Annotated in this window: 20 protein-coding genes; 10 read left to right on the plus strand and 10 right to left on the minus strand. The window is 65.0% G+C overall.

Features of this window, described 5'->3' with window-relative positions:
- Window positions 1-34 precede the first annotated feature (34 nt).
- From QM588_RS19005 to QM588_RS19015, 3 genes are all read right to left on the minus strand, one after another.
- Window positions 35-1261 (minus strand): MFS transporter, encoded by a 1227-nt coding sequence (locus QM588_RS19005; RefSeq protein ID WP_283315645.1) that lies wholly within the window; start codon window positions 1259-1261, stop codon window positions 35-37.
- Window positions 1258-1719: a MarR family winged helix-turn-helix transcriptional regulator gene (locus tag QM588_RS19010; RefSeq protein ID WP_167327394.1), complete on the minus strand. Its 462-nt coding sequence runs from the start codon at window positions 1717-1719 to the stop codon at window positions 1258-1260. Before QM588_RS19010 ends, QM588_RS19005 begins: the two co-directional genes overlap by 4 nt.
- A gap of 90 nt (window positions 1720-1809) precedes the next feature.
- The gene (locus QM588_RS19015) at window positions 1810-2409 is read right to left on the minus strand and encodes an Rv1733c family protein (protein ID WP_283315646.1); all 600 of its coding nucleotides are present in this window, start codon (window positions 2407-2409) and stop codon (window positions 1810-1812) included.
- Between the two features lie 141 nt (window positions 2410-2550).
- On the opposite strand from QM588_RS19015, the gene QM588_RS19020 reads away from it, so the two are divergent.
- On the plus strand, window positions 2551-3246 hold the full coding sequence (locus QM588_RS19020) for a lysoplasmalogenase (RefSeq protein ID WP_283315648.1): 696 nt from the start codon (window positions 2551-2553) through the stop codon (window positions 3244-3246).
- Here the strand turns inward: QM588_RS19020 and QM588_RS19025 are convergent.
- A complete protein-coding gene (locus QM588_RS19025; RefSeq protein WP_283315649.1) occupies window positions 3173-3622 on the minus strand; it encodes a hypothetical protein in 450 nt (149 codons plus the stop codon). The genes QM588_RS19020 and QM588_RS19025 overlap by 74 nt on opposite strands.
- Before the next feature lie 91 nt (window positions 3623-3713).
- Here QM588_RS19025 and QM588_RS19030 point away from each other — a divergent pair, with 91 nt between their 5' ends.
- The 4 genes from QM588_RS19030 to QM588_RS19045 all read left to right on the plus strand — a co-directional run bounded on the left by QM588_RS19030 (window position 3714) and on the right by QM588_RS19045 (window position 7136).
- A complete protein-coding gene (locus QM588_RS19030) occupies window positions 3714-4502 on the plus strand; it encodes an SDR family oxidoreductase (protein WP_027494308.1) in 789 nt (262 codons plus the stop codon).
- Window positions 4503-4588: 86 nt separating this feature from the next.
- Entirely contained in the window at window positions 4589-5257 is a 669-nt protein-coding gene (locus tag QM588_RS19035) for a DUF6636 domain-containing protein (protein WP_442972945.1), read from the plus strand.
- Window positions 5254-5937 carry a TrmH family RNA methyltransferase gene (locus QM588_RS19040; protein WP_283315653.1) on the plus strand — a complete coding sequence of 228 codons (684 nt, stop codon included), beginning with the start codon at window positions 5254-5256 and terminating at the stop codon, window positions 5935-5937. The genes QM588_RS19035 and QM588_RS19040 overlap by 4 nt, the downstream gene beginning before the upstream one ends.
- Before the next feature lie 62 nt (window positions 5938-5999).
- On the plus strand, window positions 6000-7136 hold the full coding sequence (locus tag QM588_RS19045; RefSeq protein ID WP_283315655.1) for a glycoside hydrolase family 76 protein: 1137 nt from the start codon (window positions 6000-6002) through the stop codon (window positions 7134-7136).
- A 50-nt stretch (window positions 7137-7186) separates the two neighbouring features.
- Here the strand turns inward: QM588_RS19045 and QM588_RS19050 are convergent, their stop codons facing one another.
- Entirely contained in the window at window positions 7187-7852 is a 666-nt protein-coding gene (locus QM588_RS19050; RefSeq protein WP_027494304.1) for a DedA family protein, read from the minus strand.
- 64 nt (window positions 7853-7916) lie between these two features.
- Window positions 7917-8657 carry a VTT domain-containing protein gene (locus QM588_RS19055; RefSeq protein ID WP_371828753.1) on the minus strand — a complete coding sequence of 247 codons (741 nt, stop codon included), beginning with the start codon at window positions 8655-8657 and terminating at the stop codon, window positions 7917-7919.
- Window positions 8658-8821: 164 nt separating this feature from the next.
- Here QM588_RS19055 and fbaA point away from each other — a divergent pair, with 164 nt between their 5' ends.
- Window positions 8822-9862, plus strand: coding sequence for a class II fructose-bisphosphate aldolase (gene fbaA, locus QM588_RS19060; protein WP_027494302.1), 1041 nt, complete (start codon window positions 8822-8824; stop codon window positions 9860-9862).
- Window positions 9863-9925: 63 nt separating this feature from the next.
- Here fbaA and QM588_RS19065 read toward each other — a convergent pair whose 3' ends face one another.
- On the minus strand, window positions 9926-10717 hold the full coding sequence (locus QM588_RS19065) for an Rv0361 family membrane protein (RefSeq protein ID WP_283315659.1): 792 nt from the start codon (window positions 10715-10717) through the stop codon (window positions 9926-9928).
- Window positions 10718-10865: 148 nt separating this feature from the next.
- Here QM588_RS19065 and QM588_RS19070 point away from each other — a divergent pair, with 148 nt between their 5' ends.
- The 3 genes from QM588_RS19070 (at window position 10866) to QM588_RS19080 (ending at window position 13422) form a co-directional block, all read left to right on the plus strand.
- Window positions 10866-11282 (plus strand): DUF3151 domain-containing protein, encoded by a 417-nt coding sequence (locus QM588_RS19070; RefSeq protein ID WP_027494301.1) that lies wholly within the window; start codon window positions 10866-10868, stop codon window positions 11280-11282.
- A gap of 37 nt (window positions 11283-11319) precedes the next feature.
- Window positions 11320-12414: an FUSC family protein gene (locus tag QM588_RS19075; protein ID WP_048316520.1), complete on the plus strand. Its 1095-nt coding sequence runs from the start codon at window positions 11320-11322 to the stop codon at window positions 12412-12414.
- A gap of 78 nt (window positions 12415-12492) precedes the next feature.
- Complete coding sequence (locus tag QM588_RS19080; protein WP_283315663.1) at window positions 12493-13422, plus strand: cation diffusion facilitator family transporter; 930 nt, start codon at window positions 12493-12495, stop codon at window positions 13420-13422.
- Here the strand turns inward: QM588_RS19080 and QM588_RS19085 are convergent.
- From QM588_RS19085 to QM588_RS19095, 3 genes are all read right to left on the minus strand, one after another.
- Window positions 13412-13879: a pyridoxamine 5'-phosphate oxidase family protein gene (locus QM588_RS19085; protein WP_283315664.1), complete on the minus strand. Its 468-nt coding sequence runs from the start codon at window positions 13877-13879 to the stop codon at window positions 13412-13414. The two genes, QM588_RS19080 and QM588_RS19085, sit on opposite strands and share 11 nt — an antisense overlap.
- Before the next feature lie 117 nt (window positions 13880-13996).
- A complete protein-coding gene (locus QM588_RS19090; RefSeq protein WP_283315666.1) occupies window positions 13997-14770 on the minus strand; it encodes a site-2 protease family protein in 774 nt (257 codons plus the stop codon).
- Complete coding sequence (locus QM588_RS19095) at window positions 14767-15432, minus strand: hypothetical protein (RefSeq protein ID WP_052053266.1); 666 nt, start codon at window positions 15430-15432, stop codon at window positions 14767-14769. The genes QM588_RS19090 and QM588_RS19095 overlap by 4 nt, the downstream gene beginning before the upstream one ends.
- Window positions 15433-15635: 203 nt before the next feature.
- On the opposite strand from QM588_RS19095, the gene QM588_RS19100 reads away from it, so the two are divergent.
- On the plus strand, window positions 15636-16925 hold the full coding sequence (locus QM588_RS19100; RefSeq protein ID WP_027494295.1) for an adenylosuccinate synthase: 1290 nt from the start codon (window positions 15636-15638) through the stop codon (window positions 16923-16925).
- Window positions 16926-16931 lie beyond the last annotated feature (6 nt).

The raw sequence follows: 16931 nt of genomic DNA on the forward strand, positions 1-16931 counted from the left end.
CTCGGCCGTCGGATCCAGCGGTTGATCGGAAGGCTCAGTCGCCTACTGTCACCGCGCGGGCTTCGTCGATGCTGTGTGGTGCCGACTCATGTTCGTCCACGTGGGAGAGGACTTTTCGGCCGGTCGCCAGGACGACGATGGCCAGGGCCGTGCAGGCCGCGCCGACCCAGAACGGGACGTGCATGTTGGATTCACCGAGCTTGCCGGCCAGGTAGGGAGCGGCGGCACCGCCGGTGAAGCGGACGAAACTGTAGGCCGCCGACGCGGTCGAGCGCTCCACCGGTGCCGAGATCATGACGGTCTCGGTGATCAGAGTGTTGTTGACGCCCAGGAACAGGCCGGCCACGACGGTTCCGACGATCAGGACGGTCTTGTTCTCGGTGAACATCGCCATGACGCCGAGGTCGACGGCGAAGAGCAGGAGCGAGAGCATCATCATGTTCAGCGTTCCGTAGGCCCGCTGCAGTCTCGGTGCGATGAACACCGATGCCACGGCCAGGCAGAGGCCCCAGCCGAAGAAGATGAAACCGATCGAGTAGGTGCCCATGTCCAGGGGGAACGGGGTGTACGCCAGCAGGGTGAAGAAGCCGTAGTTGTAGAGCAGTGCGGTGATGCCGACGGTCAGCAGTCCGCGGTGTCGCAGTGCCCGGAACGGGTCGAGGATCGACGTGGTGTGCGCGGGCTTGGGGGTGTCCGGGAGCATGACGATCAGCAGGATGAACGCGATGGCCATCAGTACCGCGACGCCGAAGAACGGTCCGCGCCAGCTGAATCCGCCGAGTAGGCCGCCGACCAGCGGGCCGGTCGCGATTCCGATGCCCAGTGCGGCCTCGTAGAGGATGATCGCGCGAGCGACGCCGCCGGATGCTGCACCGACGATGGTCGAGAGCGCCGTGGCGATGAACAGGGCATTGCCCAGTCCCCAGCCGGCGCGGAAGCCGATGATCTCGCCGACGGAACCGGACATGCCGGCGAGGGCGGCGAAGACCACGATGACGGCCAGGCCGGCCAGTAGCGTGCGTTTGGGTCCGAATCGGCTGGACACGACGCCGGTGATGAGCATCGCGACGCCGGTGACGAGCATGTAGCTGGTGAACAGCAGCGACACCTGAGACGGCGAGGCGTGCAGTTGTTCGCCGATCGGCTTGAGTATCGGGTCGACGAGACCGATGCCCATGAAGGCGATGACGCTGGCGAACGCGACGGCCCACACTGCGCGCGGTTGCTTCAGCAGGCTGTCGGGGGAGGTGCTGGTGGTCACGAAAGAGTTCCTCTCTTTTCGCGATCGACGGGTTCGAGGATGCTGCGAAGCTCGCTCAGGCCGTCGGTCAATTTCTGGATTTGTTCCGGGTCTCGGTCGGACAGGTACGGGACGAGTCCGTCGACGATGTGACGGCGACTCGCCGCGAGCCACCGATGGCCGGCCTCGGTCATCTCGACGAGCACGGCCCGTGAGTCGTCGGGGTCGGATGTCTTGGTCACCAGGCCGTTCTTGCCCAGCTTCGCGAGCAGTGCCGTGGCCGAGGGCTGAGAGCATCGGTCCAACTCGGCGAATGTGCTGATGCGCAGGGGCTGGTACTCCTCGAGCAGCGACAGTGCGCGCATCCACGCTCTGGGCCATTCGTCGCTGCCGAACCGGGCGGCCAATCGAACGAAGCGTGACGAGCTGGTGACCAGCTCCGAGACCAGATCTCTGAGGTCGTCGTGGGAATGACTCACTGCTTTATTGTTACATACACTAACTATCTATCGCAACGCGAGTCTCACCTCGGGGTCCGATCGGGCGGGGTGAGCTCGAGGGGGAGTCGGTCAGTGTCGACTCAACAGATCGGCGATCTCGCGATCCCATTCGGCGTCTCGCCGCCCGTCGTAGCGGTAGCGCATGACGTAGTAGAAGCCGACCAGCGCAGTGGCCGCCAGGATCCAGCTTCCGACAGCACTGAAGATCGCGGCAGCGACGACGTCCGAGGAGGTCAGTGGCCGCAGGCTCAGCTCGCCGGCGTCGTTCACCCAGATCTGAGCGGTCGTACCGACAGGAGAACCGGTGTCGACGCTGACGCGCCCGGTGTGCTCGACACCTCGGTAGACCCACTGCGAGGGAACGGCCGTCACGGCGGCACCGTTGGTGGAGTCGAAACTGGTTGCGGCCGTCGGTGCTACGGCTGCGACATCCGTCGTGGTGGCCGTCACCTGGTGGATCGACGTGCGCTGCTCGTCGAGTCGTTGCTGCTGCTCGGAGTAGGCACCGATGCCGATCCACAGCGAGAACGGCACCATGACGATCAACAGGGTGACGACCCAGCGCTTGATCTGTGCCTGGCGGAGGTCGCAGTCGCGGAGGAGCGGATTGGGGTAGCCGGCGACCTCGTCACCTGCGATGCGAGCGTGCCCGGTGAGTTTGCGGCGCATGATGGTCCCCAGTGCTTTCGAAAATGATCTGTCCGACCTATCCACGATGCCCACGCGCCCTGCGAGTATCAAGCGATAGGGGTCAGGGTCACATGTGACGGTCGTTATGACGGATTCGCCCAGGAAGGGTCGGAAGTGAACATGGATCGGGTCGGTTGTGCCCGCGTTGCCGCATCGGTGGCAGCTGCGGTGACGGTGCTCGGCGCGTGGACGGGCTCGGCCCGGCTGCAGAAGATCGCAAAGCCGCTGATCGTTCCCGCATTGGCCACCGGCCTCGATCCGGCACACGATCGAGTGCTGGCGGCGGGTCTGGCCGCAGCCACCATCGGCGACGTGCTGTTGATCGACCCGGACGACGACTCGGCGCTCGAACTCGGTGCCACGGCATTCGGAGTCATGCAGGGCTGCTACACGTTTCTGCTGTGGCGTCGTGGTGCGCGTCCGGTTCCGCTGGACGCAGTTCCGCGATACGCGGGCTGGTTGGCCGCGTCGATTCTGTTGGCTCGACGCCAACCGGCAGTCGCCGCGACGTTGTCGGCCTACGGCGGCGTGCTCGCGACGACGTCGACGTTGTCTGCGCGGTCGGTCTCGCGTGGCGGTGATCACCGGCTCGTCGTGGGCGGAATGCTGTTCACGCTGTCCGACGCGCTGATCGTTCACCGACGGTTGTTTCTCACCGACGAACGGCACCGCCGCGCGGCGGAGGTGGTGATCCTGTCCACGTACGTGGCCGCTCAGATGCTCCTCGTCGACGCGCTGGCCACTACTCGTCGACGTCGTGACGGGGAAGCAGCAGAACCCGCTCTCGATGGGCCGGGTCCACTCGAACGGCGATGACCGTGCCCGGCTCGAAGTGTGTGGTGTCGGCTCGCGGGATGCCGTAGACGATCTTGCCGAAGTAGCTGCTCGAGCCCGGCACGGTGAACTCCAGGTCCAGTTCGGCGGTGTCGTCGTCGATGCGCCGGATCGCGTCCACCGTCGCCCACCCCTCGACGCCGTGTTCGATCAGTTCCTTCTGCTCGCGCGTCGGGCGTCCGGCGATCATCATGGCCAGGCCGAGAGCCGCGCCGAATCCGGCCACCAGGGCTGCCAACTGGTACGGCAATGTGCCGGGCGGGGTCTTGTCCACGACCCAGCCGATCCAGACTGCCAGCACTATCGAATAGCCGATCGCCACGGCGACGACGGCTCGCACGATCCTCGAGTCGTTCACTTCGGTACTCCTGTGCCGTCGGGAGACGGCGTTCGTTCGATCGAAGATTGGGGGGTTACTCGTAAGTAGGGTTACATGTACGGTGATCGATGTGACTCGACCAACTGTCTTCATCTCAGGTGCCGCGGCCGGCATCGGCCGTGCTACGGCACTCAAGTTCGCTGCCAACGGTTACCTCGTCGGTGCATACGACATCGACGAGACCGGATTGGCGTCACTCGGCAAGGAAGCTGCTTCGCTCAGCGGTCGGGTGTTCACCGGTACTTTGGATGTAACCAACTCCGACCAGTGGGAAACCCGGTTGAAGGAGTTCGTCGCCGAGGGCGACGGTCGACTCGACATCTTGATCAACAATGCCGGGATCCTCGCTGCAGGGGCCTTCGAGGACATGCCGCTCTCGGTGCATCGCCGCCAGATCGACATCAACGTCAACGGCGTCGTATACGGCACCCACGCCGCATTCCCCTATCTCAGGGACACTCCGGGCGCGCAGGTCGTCAACCTGTGCTCGGCATCGGCCATCTACGGTCAGCCCGAGTTGGTCACGTACGGCGCATCCAAGTTCGCGGTACGTGGCATCACCGAGGCGTTGGATCTCGAATGGAGCAAGTACGACATCGCGGTCAAGGCCATGTGGCCGCTGTTCGTCCAGACGGCGATGACCGAGAAGATCTCGACGGGCACCACGAGTTCGTTGGGTATCAAGCTCACCGTCAAGGATGTGTCCGACGCGATCTTCGACGCCACCCGTCCGGTGAAGCGTCGGTTGCACAAGGTGCATTTCCCGGTCGGGCTGCCCTCCAAGGCGCTCTCGCTCGGTTCACGGTTCTCGCCTGCGTGGCTCACCCGTGAAGTCAACCGCCGTCTGAGCCACACCTAGAACGCCGCACCGGACGATGCCGGCGCTGCGCCGGTATCGTCTGTCTTTCGAGCAGTCGGTGTCGAAAGGTGGGTCGGGTTTTCTTCATGCTGAGCACGGTGCGGTCGAGCAGGACAAGACAATTCGGGCAAGTGCGGGTCGGAACGCTGCGGGCGTGGGTGGTCGCTGTCGGGGTCGGGTCGGCTCTCGTCCTCACCGGCTGCAGTGGTGAGTCGGCTGCGCAAGCGCCGCCGCCGCCGCCCTCGTCGACCACCACCCCCGTGACCACCACCACGACGACGGCACCGACCACTACTGCGCCGCCGGTGACGACCACGTCGGAACTGCCGCCGCCCCCGCCGGTCGAACCGCCCCCACCGGTCGCGGAGCCGCAGACGACGTATGCCGCGATCGGCGGGGCCTATTACTTCACCTCGCCCGACGGGCTGTTCCAATGCGGCATCGTGCCGCTGTCGAGTCGCACCGAGGCCGGGTGTCAGGGCACGACCACTCCGGTTCCGCCGCGGCCCGACGACTGCATGATCAACTGGGGCAACGGTATTCGCGTGACCAACGACGGTCCCGCGGCATTCATGTGTTCCGGGGGAGTGGTGTACACCTCGGGTGGCGAGACGATGGATCCGCCGCTGGCTGTGGGCGCGACCATCGCCGAGGGTGGTTACACCTGCACCTCGGCCGAGAACGGCATCTCGTGCGCGAACGACGCCACCGGTCACGGATTCCGGATCGCGCCGGACAGTAACGAAATCTATTGAGCGAGAACGAGATCGAAGACCAGCCGGCCGAAGTCGGTCCCACCGAATGGGGTGAGAACCCGAACGGCGTAGGCCCGTGGTCGGACAACCATGACGAGCCCCCGCCCGACGACCCGCGACTGGACCCCGAACTGCTCGCCGCCGGTGATCGACGCAATGTCGTCGACGCATATCGATACTGGCGACGCGAGGCCATAGTCGCCGACATCGACACTCGCCGTCATTCCCTGCACGTCGCCATCGAGAACTTCGCGAACGACGCGAACATCGGCACCGTGGTGCGGACCGCCAACGCCTTCGCCGCGCAGGCGGTGCACATCGTCGGGCGGCGTCGATGGAACCGTCGCGGCGCGATGGTCACCGACCGGTACCAACACATCCAGCATCACGATTCGGTGGAGGCGCTGATGGCGTTCGCCGAGGTTCAGGGACTCGTCGTCGTCGCCGTCGACAACACCCCGGGCTCGGTGCCGATCGAAACGGCAGAATTGCCGCGCAACTGCCTGCTGCTGTTCGGTCAGGAGGGCCCCGGCGTCTCCGAGAGTGCGCGGGAGTCCGCGTCCATGACGGTCTCGATCGCGCAGTTCGGGTCGACACGCAGCATCAATGCCGGTGTCGCGGCCGGGATTGCGATGCACTCGTGGATTCGTCGCCACGCCGATCTCGATACCGCATGGTGAGGACAGGGCCCTACCCGGACGGGATGTAACGGTTCGGCAACGGTAGTGGCAGGATTGCGGGTATGCAGGAGTTGTGGTCGCAGCGTGCCGACGCCGCGGAGGGGGCCGTCGTCGCACGGCACATGCGTCGGCTGTGGGGACTGCCCGGTACGGCGCTCGGAGTGGTCGCGTGGCCGCCCGTCAAGCGTGAGCGTGCATTCCTGCGCTGGCACTACTGGTGGCAGGCACACCTGCTCGACTGCGCAGTGGATGCAGCCGACCGCGAACTCACCACGAAACGTCGTCGACGCCTGACGAAGATCACCCGCGCGCACCGCACCCGGAACCTCACCGGCTGGACCAACAATTACTACGACGACATGGCCTGGCTCGGGTTGGCTCTCGAACGTGCGCAGCGTCAGCACTTCGTCGGAAACCGCAGCGGCATCCAGCAGATCGAGATGGAACTGTTCGACGCCTGGGCTCCGGTCGAGGGCGGCGGCATCCCGTGGCGCAAGAAATCCGACTTCTACAACGCGCCGGCCAACGGCCCGGCCGCGATCATGCTCGCCCGCACGGGTCGGCTCTGGCGCGCCCAGGAGATGTCGGACTGGATGGACCGAACCCTGCGTGACTCGCGCACCGGATTGATCCTCGACGGTATGCACTCCACCCGCGCCCTCGTCGACGCAGGCAAGTCGGGCGAGGTCGAACGCGCGATCTACAGCTACTGCCAGGGCGTCGCACTCGGCCTGGAAACCGAACTCGCTCTCCGCCTCGGCGAGCCGAGGCACGCGCAGCGCGTCCACGCTCTGGTCGACGCCGTCGAGAACCACCTCACCCGCAACCTCGTCATCACCGGCGGCGGCGGAGGAGACGGGGGCCTGTTCAACCCGATTCTCGCGCGCTACCTCGCGCTGGTGGCCACCGAACTACCTGGCGACACCGACGCCGACGGCCGTGCACGAGAAGTTGCGGCCGCAATCGTCCTCGCCTCGGCCGAGGCCGCATGGGAGAACCGGCTCGAAGTGGAGGACAACCCACTGTTCGGTGCCGATTGGACCCGCGAAGCCCGATTCCCGGGGCAGGGCCTGCACATCGCCACCTTCGCCGAGGGAACGGTCCGACCGTCCCAGGTGCCCGAACGCGACCTGTCCGTGCAACTCGGCGGCTGGATGCTCATGGAAGCGGCCTACCGCGTCTGTGCGGCTGGCTTTTAGGTCGTTCCGCAGGCTGCACTCCCGCGGGCTTTTAGGTCGTTCCGCGGGTCTTACTCCACAACCTCGTCGACGACGATCGTCTCTTCCGGACGCGCCATTTCCTTGCGGTATTGCCAGATACCCAGGCCCGTTCCGACGACCAGCAGCACGATCATGCTGATCAGCACCGCAGGCATCAGCCACGGGATGCGCTGGATGAACGAGCCGAAGTAGAAGCCGACGAGCAACAGCACCGGGGCCCAGATGATCGCGCCCAGAGTGCTGGCGATCGTGTAGCGACGGTGATCCATCTTCGCGGCACCGGCGACCATCGGGCACAGCGTGCGGACCCACGGGATCCACCGCGCGACGAGGACCGCCCAGAATCCGTGCTTTTCCAGCAGCAGATTGACCTTGTGCAGGTTCTTGGTGTTGAGGTACTTGCCGTTCTTGCGGGCCACCAGCGTCGAACCGGTTCGGTGGCCGATCATGTACCCCACCTGGTTGCCGGCTATCGCCGCGACCATCGCACCGACCGAGAGAGCCCAGATGTGGCCGGTGCCCGACGCGTGCGTCGCCATGACGATGCCCGCCGTGATCAGCATCGAATCGCCGGGTAGGAAGAGACCGATGATCACCGCGCATTCGATGAACACGAATGCCATCACGATCACCCACACGACCAGCGGGCCCGCGGACTGCAGCGGTCCGAAACTGCCGACGGCCTCGGTGGACACGGTCTGCAGTGCGGTGGCGGTCAATGCTGTGACGCTCAGTGACACGGGCTCGATCGCTTTCGGATCAGGACTTGGAGTCCGGGGCGTCGGCTTCGATCGCGTCGGCTGCTTCCCCGAGTGGAGTCTTGCGGGCCTTGATCATGCGCTTGCCGACCTCGATGACGATGGGCAGTACGGAGACGGCGACGATCAGCAGGAAGATGATGTCGACGTGGTCGCGGATGAACGCGATCTGTCCGAGTAGGTACCCCAGAACAGTGACACCCGCGCCCCACAGGATGCCGCCGACGACGTTGTACGTCAGGAACAGCGAGTACTTCATGTGCGACGCACCGGCGACGACCGGAGCGAACGTCCGCACGATGGGGACGAACCTCGCCAGGATGATCGTGATCGGCCCGTGCTTTTCGAAGAAGACGTGCGACTCGTCGATGTACTTCTTCTTGAAGAACCGGGCGTCGTTGCTCTTGAACAGGGCGGCACCGCCCTTGGTGCCGATGAGGAAACCGACCTGGTCACCGAGGATCGCCGCGATGGGAATCAGGATGACCAGCGTCCAGATGGACGCGAACGGTTCGATCTCGGTGGACTTCGACGCCGCGATCAGGCCGGCGGTGAACAGCAACGAGTCGCCGGGCAGCAACGGAAACAGCAGGCCGGACTCGATGAACACCACCAGCAGCAGACCGATCAGGACCCAGTGACCGAAGGAGTTGAGCAGGTTCACCGGATCGAGGAAACCGGGCAACAGGGCCAGATTCGTCGTCACCGATTCCGAAGCAGCAAGAAGACTCACCGCGCCCACACTACCGGCCGAAACCGGCAACTCCTGAACAGTCGGTGACGTACCGCCATGGTCCGAACGACGCTTCCCCTAGCGGGCACGCACGACACCGAGCCCGGAGGTTGCCATACTGCACAGGACACAATCGACTTTCACTATCGAACTTCCATTGGAGGAATGACGCCGTGCCTATCGCAACTCCCGAGGTCTACGCCGAGATGCTGGGCCGGGCGAAGGAACACAAGTTCGCCTTCCCGGCAATCAACTGTGTGGGTTCCGAGTCCATCAACGCCGCCATCAAAGGCTTCGCCGACGCGGGTAGCGACGGCATCATCCAGTTCTCGACCGGCGGCGCAGAATTCGGCTCCGGTCTGGGCGTGAAGAGCATGGTCACCGGCGCTGTCGCTCTCGCCGAGTTCGCCCACGTCGTGGCCGCCGAATACGACGTCACGATCGCGCTGCACACCGACCACTGCCCCAAGGACAAGCTGGACACCTACGTGCGTCCGCTGCTCGCGATCTCGCAGGAGCGCGTCGACGCCGGCAAGAACCCGCTGTTTCAGTCGCACATGTGGGACGGATCGGCCGTGCCGATCGACGAGAACCTGGAGATCGCGAAGGATCTGCTGGCCCGCGCTGCGGCCGCGAAGATCATCCTGGAGATCGAAATCGGTGTCGTCGGCGGCGAGGAAGACGGCGTCGAGGCCGAGATCAACGACAAGCTGTACACGTCGAACGAGGACTTCCTCAAGACCGTCGAGGCACTCGGTGCCGGAGACGCCGGCTCGCGCTACCTGCTGGCGGCCACCTTCGGCAACGTGCACGGCGTCTACAAGCCGGGCAACGTCAAGCTCAAGCCGTCCGTTCTGGCCGACGGTCAGCGTGTGGCCAGCGAGAAGCTCGGCCTGGCATCGGGCTCGAAGCCGTTCGATTTCGTCTTTCACGGCGGATCGGGCTCGGCGAAGAGCGAAATCGAAGAGGCGCTCGAGTACGGAACGGTGAAGATGAACGTCGACACCGACACCCAGTACGCATTCAGCCGCCCCATCGCCGGACACTTCTTCTCCAACTACGACGGTGTGCTCAAGATCGACGGCGAGGTGGGCAACAAGAAGGCCTACGATCCGCGCAGCTACCTCAAGAAGGCAGAAGCCGGAATGACGGCCCGTGTGATCGAGGCCTGCAACGACCTGAAGTCGGCCGGACGCAGCGTCAGCGCCGGATAAGCGGCTGCGCCGCATGTGAGCGGAACTTCGTAGTGGATTACGAAGTTCCACTCACATGGGCGCTCAGCTGCACACCTTCCACTGATCGCCGTCGAGGCTCAGGTCGAAGGTGCGCGGCGAGCGATCGTTCGGGTTGGCGTCCGTGTGGGCGATGACCTGGGCGATCGCCGTGGAGTCGTCGGTGACCTGGATGGCGTCGATGCTGTCGACGGTGGGGATGTTGCCTTGCTCCACGGACACTCGATGCACGTCGGCGAACTCCGCATCCGGGATGTCGCGATAGAACGTCGCCAGGTCTCCGCAGGACGTGCTGCGTAGCGTCGCCAGATCCCCGGCGGCCAGCGCCCTGGTGAACGACTCGACGGTCGTGCGAATCTGCGCTTCCGGTGAGTCCTCGACGCTCGTGCGGTCGATCAGCAGGTACGCACCGGCGGCCACTGCCGCGATCACGACAACCGCGGCCACCAGTGCCGCCCACCACTTCTTCTGGCTCGGTTTGCCGGGTTCCGTCGGCGCGGGTCCGATGCGCTGGGGACCGGCCTGCTTCGGTCCTGGTTGCCGTGGCTCGATCTTCCTCGGCCCGACTGGTTGCGGCACCGATGCTGGTGATTTCTTTTCTGCCGCAACATCTTTTGTTGAAGCTTCGGATGGGTTTCGCGGCGGGATGCGACGCGGGGCTGCGGTCGGCTTCGCTACCGGCTTCGCTTCCGTTGTTGCCGGTTCCTCGGCTGGAGTGGTGGCGATCTTCTCGGTCGGAGTGTCGGCGGGCTCGTCGACCTGCTTCTTCTTGCCCAGGTCGATCTTCTCGGTGGCTGCGTCGGCCTCGGAGGGCGCATTCTTCTTCTCGTCCGGCATGCGTTCTCCCTCGTTCACCGAATTACTCGAAAGCTGTAAGTCCGAAATTTCGTCAGCTGGCAGCCTATCGACCGTGTGCGCAGCGCAGCGTGAGCGCCGCCGGGGGTGTTCGGACACGATTGGGTGACGTAGGGGCACAATGAGCGCCATGACTTCTTTCGGTGATCTGCTCGGACCTCAACCAACGCTGTTGCCCGGCGACGACGAGGCCGAATCCGCACTGCTGAATCACGAGGCCCCCGAGACGGTTGCTGCGGCCCACCCGACGGCGTCGATCGCGTGGGCGTATCTCGCCGAGGCCGCTCTCGAATCGGGTGCCACCATCACCGCGTACGCCTATGCGCGTACCGGCTATCACCGAGGTCTGGACCAGTTGCGTCGTAACGGATGGAAGGGATTCGGGCCGGTCCCGTACAGCCATGAGCCCAACCGCGGATTCCTCCGATGCGTCGCAGTCCTCGCCAAAGCCGCCCGCGACATCGGCGAGCACGACGAGTACGCCCGCTGCCTCGACCTCCTCGAAGACTGTGATCCCAAAGCAGCGGAAGCGCTCGGCCTGGGCTGATCGGGCCCGCGCGAGCCGGGCGCGTGGCCGAACCCGGATGAAGGCGGGTACCGAGCGCCTGCGGTTGTCGCTGTTGCCCATCGTGCAGTGCGCGTTGGCGGCCGGGGTCGCGTGGTTCGTCGCCACGGATCTCGTCGGTCACGAACGTCCGTTCTTCGCGCCCATTGCGGCCGTCGTCTCGCTCGGTGTCTCTCTGGGGGCGCGGTTGCGTCGATCGGCCGAGCTGGTGGCCGGCGTGACGGTCGGCATCGGCGTCGGCGATCTGTTGATCTCGCTGATCGGCAGTGGGCCGTGGCAGATTGCGCTGGTGGTCGTGTTGGCGATGTCGGCTGCAGTCTTCCTCGACGGCGGTCCCATCATCGCGATGCAGGCCGGATCGTCTGCGGTACTGGTGGCGACGCTCATTCCGCCGGGCAACATGGGTGGCCCCAACCGCATGGTCGACGCGTTGGTCGGCGGGCTGGTGGGCATCGCGATCGTGGCGTTGATCCCGACGCATCCGGTGTGGCGGGCGCGTAAGGATGCGGCGAACGTGTTGGCGACCGCGGCGAGTGTGTTGCAGAAGGTGGCCGACGGGTTGGTGGCCAACGACCCGAAACCCATCGAGGATGCGTTGCGCAAGGCTCGGGCGACGCAGTCCGGTATCGATGCTCTACGGACCGACCTCAAGGGCGGTCGCGAGATCGCACGAATTTCGCCGATGTACTGGAATCATCGCAATCGTCTTGCAGCGCTCGCCGCGACGGCCGATCCGATCGACAACGCGGTTCGCAATATTCGGGTGCTGGCACGGCGGTCGCTGACCTTGGTGCGCGACGACGAAATTCTGGACCCGCGGGTGGTCGACGAGGTGGAGAAGCTGGCGCATGCGGTGGAAGTCCTACGCCAGATGATTCTCGCCGATCCGGGGCAGAAGCCGGATGCGGCGGAGGCCGCGCGGGTGTTGCGGTCGGTTGCTGCCGGAGCCAAGCCGGAACTGATCTCGAACGCCGGGTTGTCGGCGACGGTGGTGCTCGCTCAGTTGCGGTCGATCATCGTCGATCTGTTGCAGGTCGCCGGGCTCAAGCGTATTTCCGCGTTGGCGACGCTTCCGCCGACGGTCAAGCATCCGCACGTCCCGCCGGAGTTGTGACCCGAGCGCACCATTGCATATATGCGTATGTACGCATATGGTGACTGCCTGAAGTCGTTGCAGTCACGAGGGGGAGTCATGGGCGCGGGTCACGGACACAGCCACGGCGTGGGCGGTCACTCGCCCGCAGGTGCGGGGCCGCCCCGATCTCGGGTTCGCAAGATGGTCGTCGCTCTGGCGGTTCTGGTGGTGTTCCTCGTCGTCGAGGCCACCGTTGCCGTGGCAATAGGTTCGCTCGGTCTGCTCGCCGATGCCGGCCACATGCTCACCGACGTACTCGGAATGTCGATGGGTTTGATCGCACTCGTCCTTGCGCGGAAGGGAAGTGCTGCAGCGGCAAGGACTTTCGGCTGGCATCGGGCAGAGGTGTTGACCGCCATCGCGAATGCCGTTCTGCTGCTGGGGGTTGCGGCGTTCATCATGTACGAGGCGATATCTCGCATCGGCGATGCGCCCGAGATCCCCGGTCTTCCGCTGATTCTGACCGCTGCGGCCGGTCTTGCCGCCAACATCGTCGTCATGATGCTCATCCGCGGCGATGCGAAGGACTCCCTGGCCGTTCGCGGTGCCTACATGGAGGTACTGGCCGACGCCGTCGGAAGCGTCGGTGTGCTCGTGGGCGGTGTGCTCATGGTGGTGTTCGGCTGGACCTGGGTCGACATCGTCGTCGGCGTGCTCATCTCTCTGTGGGTGGTGCCGCGTGCGATCAAGCTCGCCGGGTCGGCACTGCGCATTCTCACCCAGGCGAGCCCCGCCGATGTCGACGTGGACGCGTTGACCGGGGACCTGAGTGCCCTTCCCGGAGTGACGGGAGTGCACGATCTGCACGTATGGACCCTGACCACCGGAATGGACGTGGCCACCGTGCACCTGGAATGCGAGGGTTCGTCGTCGATGGTGCTCGATCGCGCGCGCTCACTGCTGTCTACCTACGGACTCGACCACGCCACCGTGCAGGTCGAGCCGACCGCACACGGCCGAACCTGCAAGGAAGAGCTCACCTGGTGACGGTGCGTACCTCGGTTCCCGGACGCCAGACGTCGATCTGCATGTGATCGTCCACCAGTGACGTCAGTACGACTTCGCCGATGTCGAGGTCGAACACGTGATACGGCACGAGTTCGCCGGGAGCCGCGTCGAATATCGGTTGCAGCACAGCAGGATCGGTGATCTCTGCGGCCATTCCGCTGATCTTTGCGTCGCCGCCCTCCATCGAGTGATGGCCGGGATTGCTGTGCAGTGCGAATCGGCCGTCGCGCTGAAGATCTCGCGCTTTGGCGGCACCGAGCATCGATCCGAGTCGCAGCACCCCGGTGTCCACGAACTCCACCTCGGTTCCGCTCACGCGCGCTGAGCCGTCTGCTCGTAGCGTCGCAAGAACATGGTGCTTGTGCGCGGTGAATCGAGCCCGCACCGCCGACGCGAGTGTCGGGGCCGCTGCCGAGAATTCGTTCCACGTTGTCATGCGCACATTATGCGATCCGCCACCGACAGTGTTGGGAAAGAATGCACGGAACCTGCCCGAACAGACGGAATCCCGCCGATTGCGCTCGATATCGTGCACTCTTTCCCGCTGGACCTGTCAGATCCAGAATCGCATCAGGTAGTTGCCGTTGCCCGCGAAGAACTCGGGGACCCCCGACAATCCGAACATAGTGTAGATCGCTCCGAAGAAGGCGGCGTTGACGGCCGGCACGAAGAGCAGCGCAACGAGGACGAGAATTCCGTATCCCTTGAACTGGTTCAGCGATGCACGGGTGGCGGGCGAGAGCGAGGGTTCGAGGGCGGCGTATCCGTCGAGTCCGGGCACCGGGATCAGGTTGAGGATCGTGGCCATGATCTGCAGGAACGCCAGAAAGCTGAGCCCGTACCAGAAGGCGGCGTTGGTGCCGTCTGTGCCGAACAGCCTGATGACCGTCAGAAGAACAACGGCGAGAACGGCATTGGCGAACGGGCCGGCCAGGGCGATGCGCCGCTGGGTCGACGCCGAGAACTGGCCGGTGCGCAGGTACACGGCACCGCCCGGCAGGCCGATCCCACCGATCGCGATGAACACCACCGGGAGAACGATGGACAGCAGCGGGTGGGTGTACTTCAGCGGGTTCAGGGTCAGGTAGCCGTGGAGCTCGACTTCGCGATCACCGGCTCGAAACGCGGTGTAGGCGTGTCCGAATTCGTGCAGGCACACCGACGCGATCCACCCGGCGAGAACGAGTACGAACACTCCGATGCGCGCGGCGACGGACGTGACGTCTTCTGCCGTCCAGGCAAGAGCACCGCCGATTCCGGCGATGGCGAGTACCGCGACGAAGATCGGACTGGGCAGGACGGGACCGCGCCGCACCGGAACGGTCATCGGACCAGCAACCACTCCTGATGGTGGCGGTAGAAGGTCGACCGCTTCACTGCCTTGCCGCCGGCGATGCCGTCGCGGGTCAGTTCGGCGGCGGGGGAGCCGAGTTGCATGGCGCGGCCGCTCACCCAGCGGCGCGGCAGAAATCGGCGACGGCCGACCACGCGTGCACGGAGGCCGGGCATGTCCGGGGTGGGAGCCACCTCGACTCCGGGCACGACGCCGGAGAACAACCGGGTGTCGTCGACATAGGCCTCGCCTTCGAGGTCGGTTCCGTCGGCACCGCCGAGCAGAGCCCTCCCGACGACGGCCTTGCCTGCATCGTCGCGGATGAGGGGTGTGCTCGACGCAGTGCCCGTCAAGGCGACCTTGGCGGCACGTGACCCGGTGCCCAGCTTGTAGATGTGAGCGGCATCGGTTGCGTTCTCCGGCACGAACGCGACTTCGACGTGCAGCCGTTCGGTGCGCATCAGGCGCGTCAGCAGCGCGGCGAGGGACGCATCATCGCCCAGGACGATGATGCGTGGCTCGGGGGCGGATTCGATGTCGGAGAAGATCGCGCTGCAATCGTCGTCGGTCGGTACTGCGTCGGCGTTGCGCAGTGGGACGTCGGTCAGCGTGATCGGCAGCAGCGGGTTGCCGCACTGCAGAACGAACGGTGTCACGGCGCTCCTAGATCTTCCGATGAATCCTCGTCACGACCATAGTGCCCTCGTTCTGCGTCGACCGTAGCGGCATGCGGGCCAGCTCACCGCCTCGGCTAGACTGTTCCCCCGGCCACTGTCGCGCCTGCGACGAATGGTGACTGCTGCATTCGCTCGAGTACATCTGCAGCACGTCCTTGCACGAAAGCAACGTAGGAGAGCACATGCCGGCGATAGTCCTGATCGGCGCCCAGTGGGGCGACGAAGGCAAAGGCAAAGCCACCGACCTGTTCGGCGAACGACTTCAGTGGGTGGTTCGCTACCAAGGCGGCAACAACGCCGGCCACACCGTCGTTCTTCCCAACGGCGACAAGTTCGCACTGCACCTGATCCCGTCGGGAATTCTGACGCCGGGCGTCAAGAACGTCATCGGCAACGGTGTCGTCGTCGATCCGGGTGTGCTGCTCACCGAGCTCGACGGCCTCGAGAAGCGCGACGTCGACACCTCGAACCTGCTGCTCAGCGCCGATGCGCACCTGATCATGCCGTACCACGTGGCCATCGACAAGGTCACCGAGCGCTTCCTCGGAGCCAAGAAGATCGGCACCACCGGGCGCGGCATCGGCCCGTGCTACCAGGACAAGCTCGCCCGCGTGGGCGTGCGTGCGGCGGATGTGCTCGACGAGAAGATCCTGACCCAAAAGGTCGAGGCCGCACTGGAATTCAAGAACCAGGTGCTCTCGAAGATCTACAACCGCCGGGCGCTGGATCCACAGCAGGTCGTCGACGAGGTGCTCGAGCAGGCCGAGGGATTCAAGCACCGCATCACCGATACGCGCCTGCAGCTCAACCTCGCGCTCGAGCGCGGCGACACGATTCTGCTCGAGGGATCGCAGGGCACGTTGCTCGACGTCGACCACGGCACCTATCCGTACGTGACGTCGTCGAACCCGACGGCAGGCGGTGCGTCCGTCGGCTCCGGCATCGGCCCGAACAAGATCACCACGGTCCTCGGCATCCTCAAGGCCTACACGACGCGTGTCGGTTCGGGTCCGTTCCCGACCGAGCTGTTCGACAACCACGGTGAGTACCTGGCCAAGCAGGGCGGCGAGGTGGGCGTCACCACCGGTCGCGCCCGACGTACGGGCTGGTTCGACGCAGTCATCGCTCGGTACGCCACCCGCGTCAACGGCATCACCGACTACTTCCTGACCAAGCTCGACGTGCTCTCCAGCCTGGACACCGTGCCCATCTGCGTCGCCTACGACGTCGACGGTGTCCGTCACGACGAAATGCCGATGACGCAGACCGGTTTCCACCACGCGAAGCCGATCTACGAAGAAATGCCCGGTTGGTGGGAAGACATCTCCGGTGCCCGGACATTCGAAGAACTGCCGATCAACGCGCAGAACTACGTCCTGCGTCTCGAGGAACTGTCGGGCGCGTACATGTCGTGCATCGGTGTGGGACCGGGCCGCGACGAAACCATCGTCCGTCGAGACATCCTGCGGTAGCCGAAC

The organism is Rhodococcus sp. IEGM 1354, from assembly GCF_030056855.1.
GTDB lineage: Bacteria > Actinomycetota > Actinomycetes > Mycobacteriales > Mycobacteriaceae > Rhodococcoides.

Bases quoted from the DNA above. Each gene is read 5' to 3' on its own strand.
- QM588_RS19015 (WP_283315646.1), bottom strand. From the start codon at position 2,409: ATGCGCCGCAAACTCACCGGGCACGCTCGCATCGCAGGTGACGAGGTC.
- QM588_RS19020 (WP_283315648.1), top strand. From the start codon at position 2,551: ATGGATCGGGTCGGTTGTGCCCGCGTTGCCGCATCGGTGGCAGCTGCG.
- QM588_RS19035 (WP_442972945.1), top strand. From the start codon at position 4,589: ATGCTGAGCACGGTGCGGTCGAGCAGGACAAGACAATTCGGGCAAGTG.
- QM588_RS19045 (WP_283315655.1), top strand. From the start codon at position 6,000: ATGCAGGAGTTGTGGTCGCAGCGTGCCGACGCCGCGGAGGGGGCCGTC.
- QM588_RS19065 (WP_283315659.1), bottom strand. From the start codon at position 10,717: ATGCCGGACGAGAAGAAGAATGCGCCCTCCGAGGCCGACGCAGCCACC.
- QM588_RS19070 (WP_027494301.1), top strand. From the start codon at position 10,866: ATGACTTCTTTCGGTGATCTGCTCGGACCTCAACCAACGCTGTTGCCC.
- QM588_RS19075 (WP_048316520.1), top strand. From the start codon at position 11,320: ATGAAGGCGGGTACCGAGCGCCTGCGGTTGTCGCTGTTGCCCATCGTG.
- QM588_RS19080 (WP_283315663.1), top strand. From the start codon at position 12,493: ATGGGCGCGGGTCACGGACACAGCCACGGCGTGGGCGGTCACTCGCCC.
- QM588_RS19085 (WP_283315664.1), bottom strand. From the start codon at position 13,879: ATGACAACGTGGAACGAATTCTCGGCAGCGGCCCCGACACTCGCGTCG.
- QM588_RS19090 (WP_283315666.1), bottom strand. From the start codon at position 14,770: ATGACCGTTCCGGTGCGGCGCGGTCCCGTCCTGCCCAGTCCGATCTTC.
- QM588_RS19100 (WP_027494295.1), top strand. From the start codon at position 15,636: ATGCCGGCGATAGTCCTGATCGGCGCCCAGTGGGGCGACGAAGGCAAA.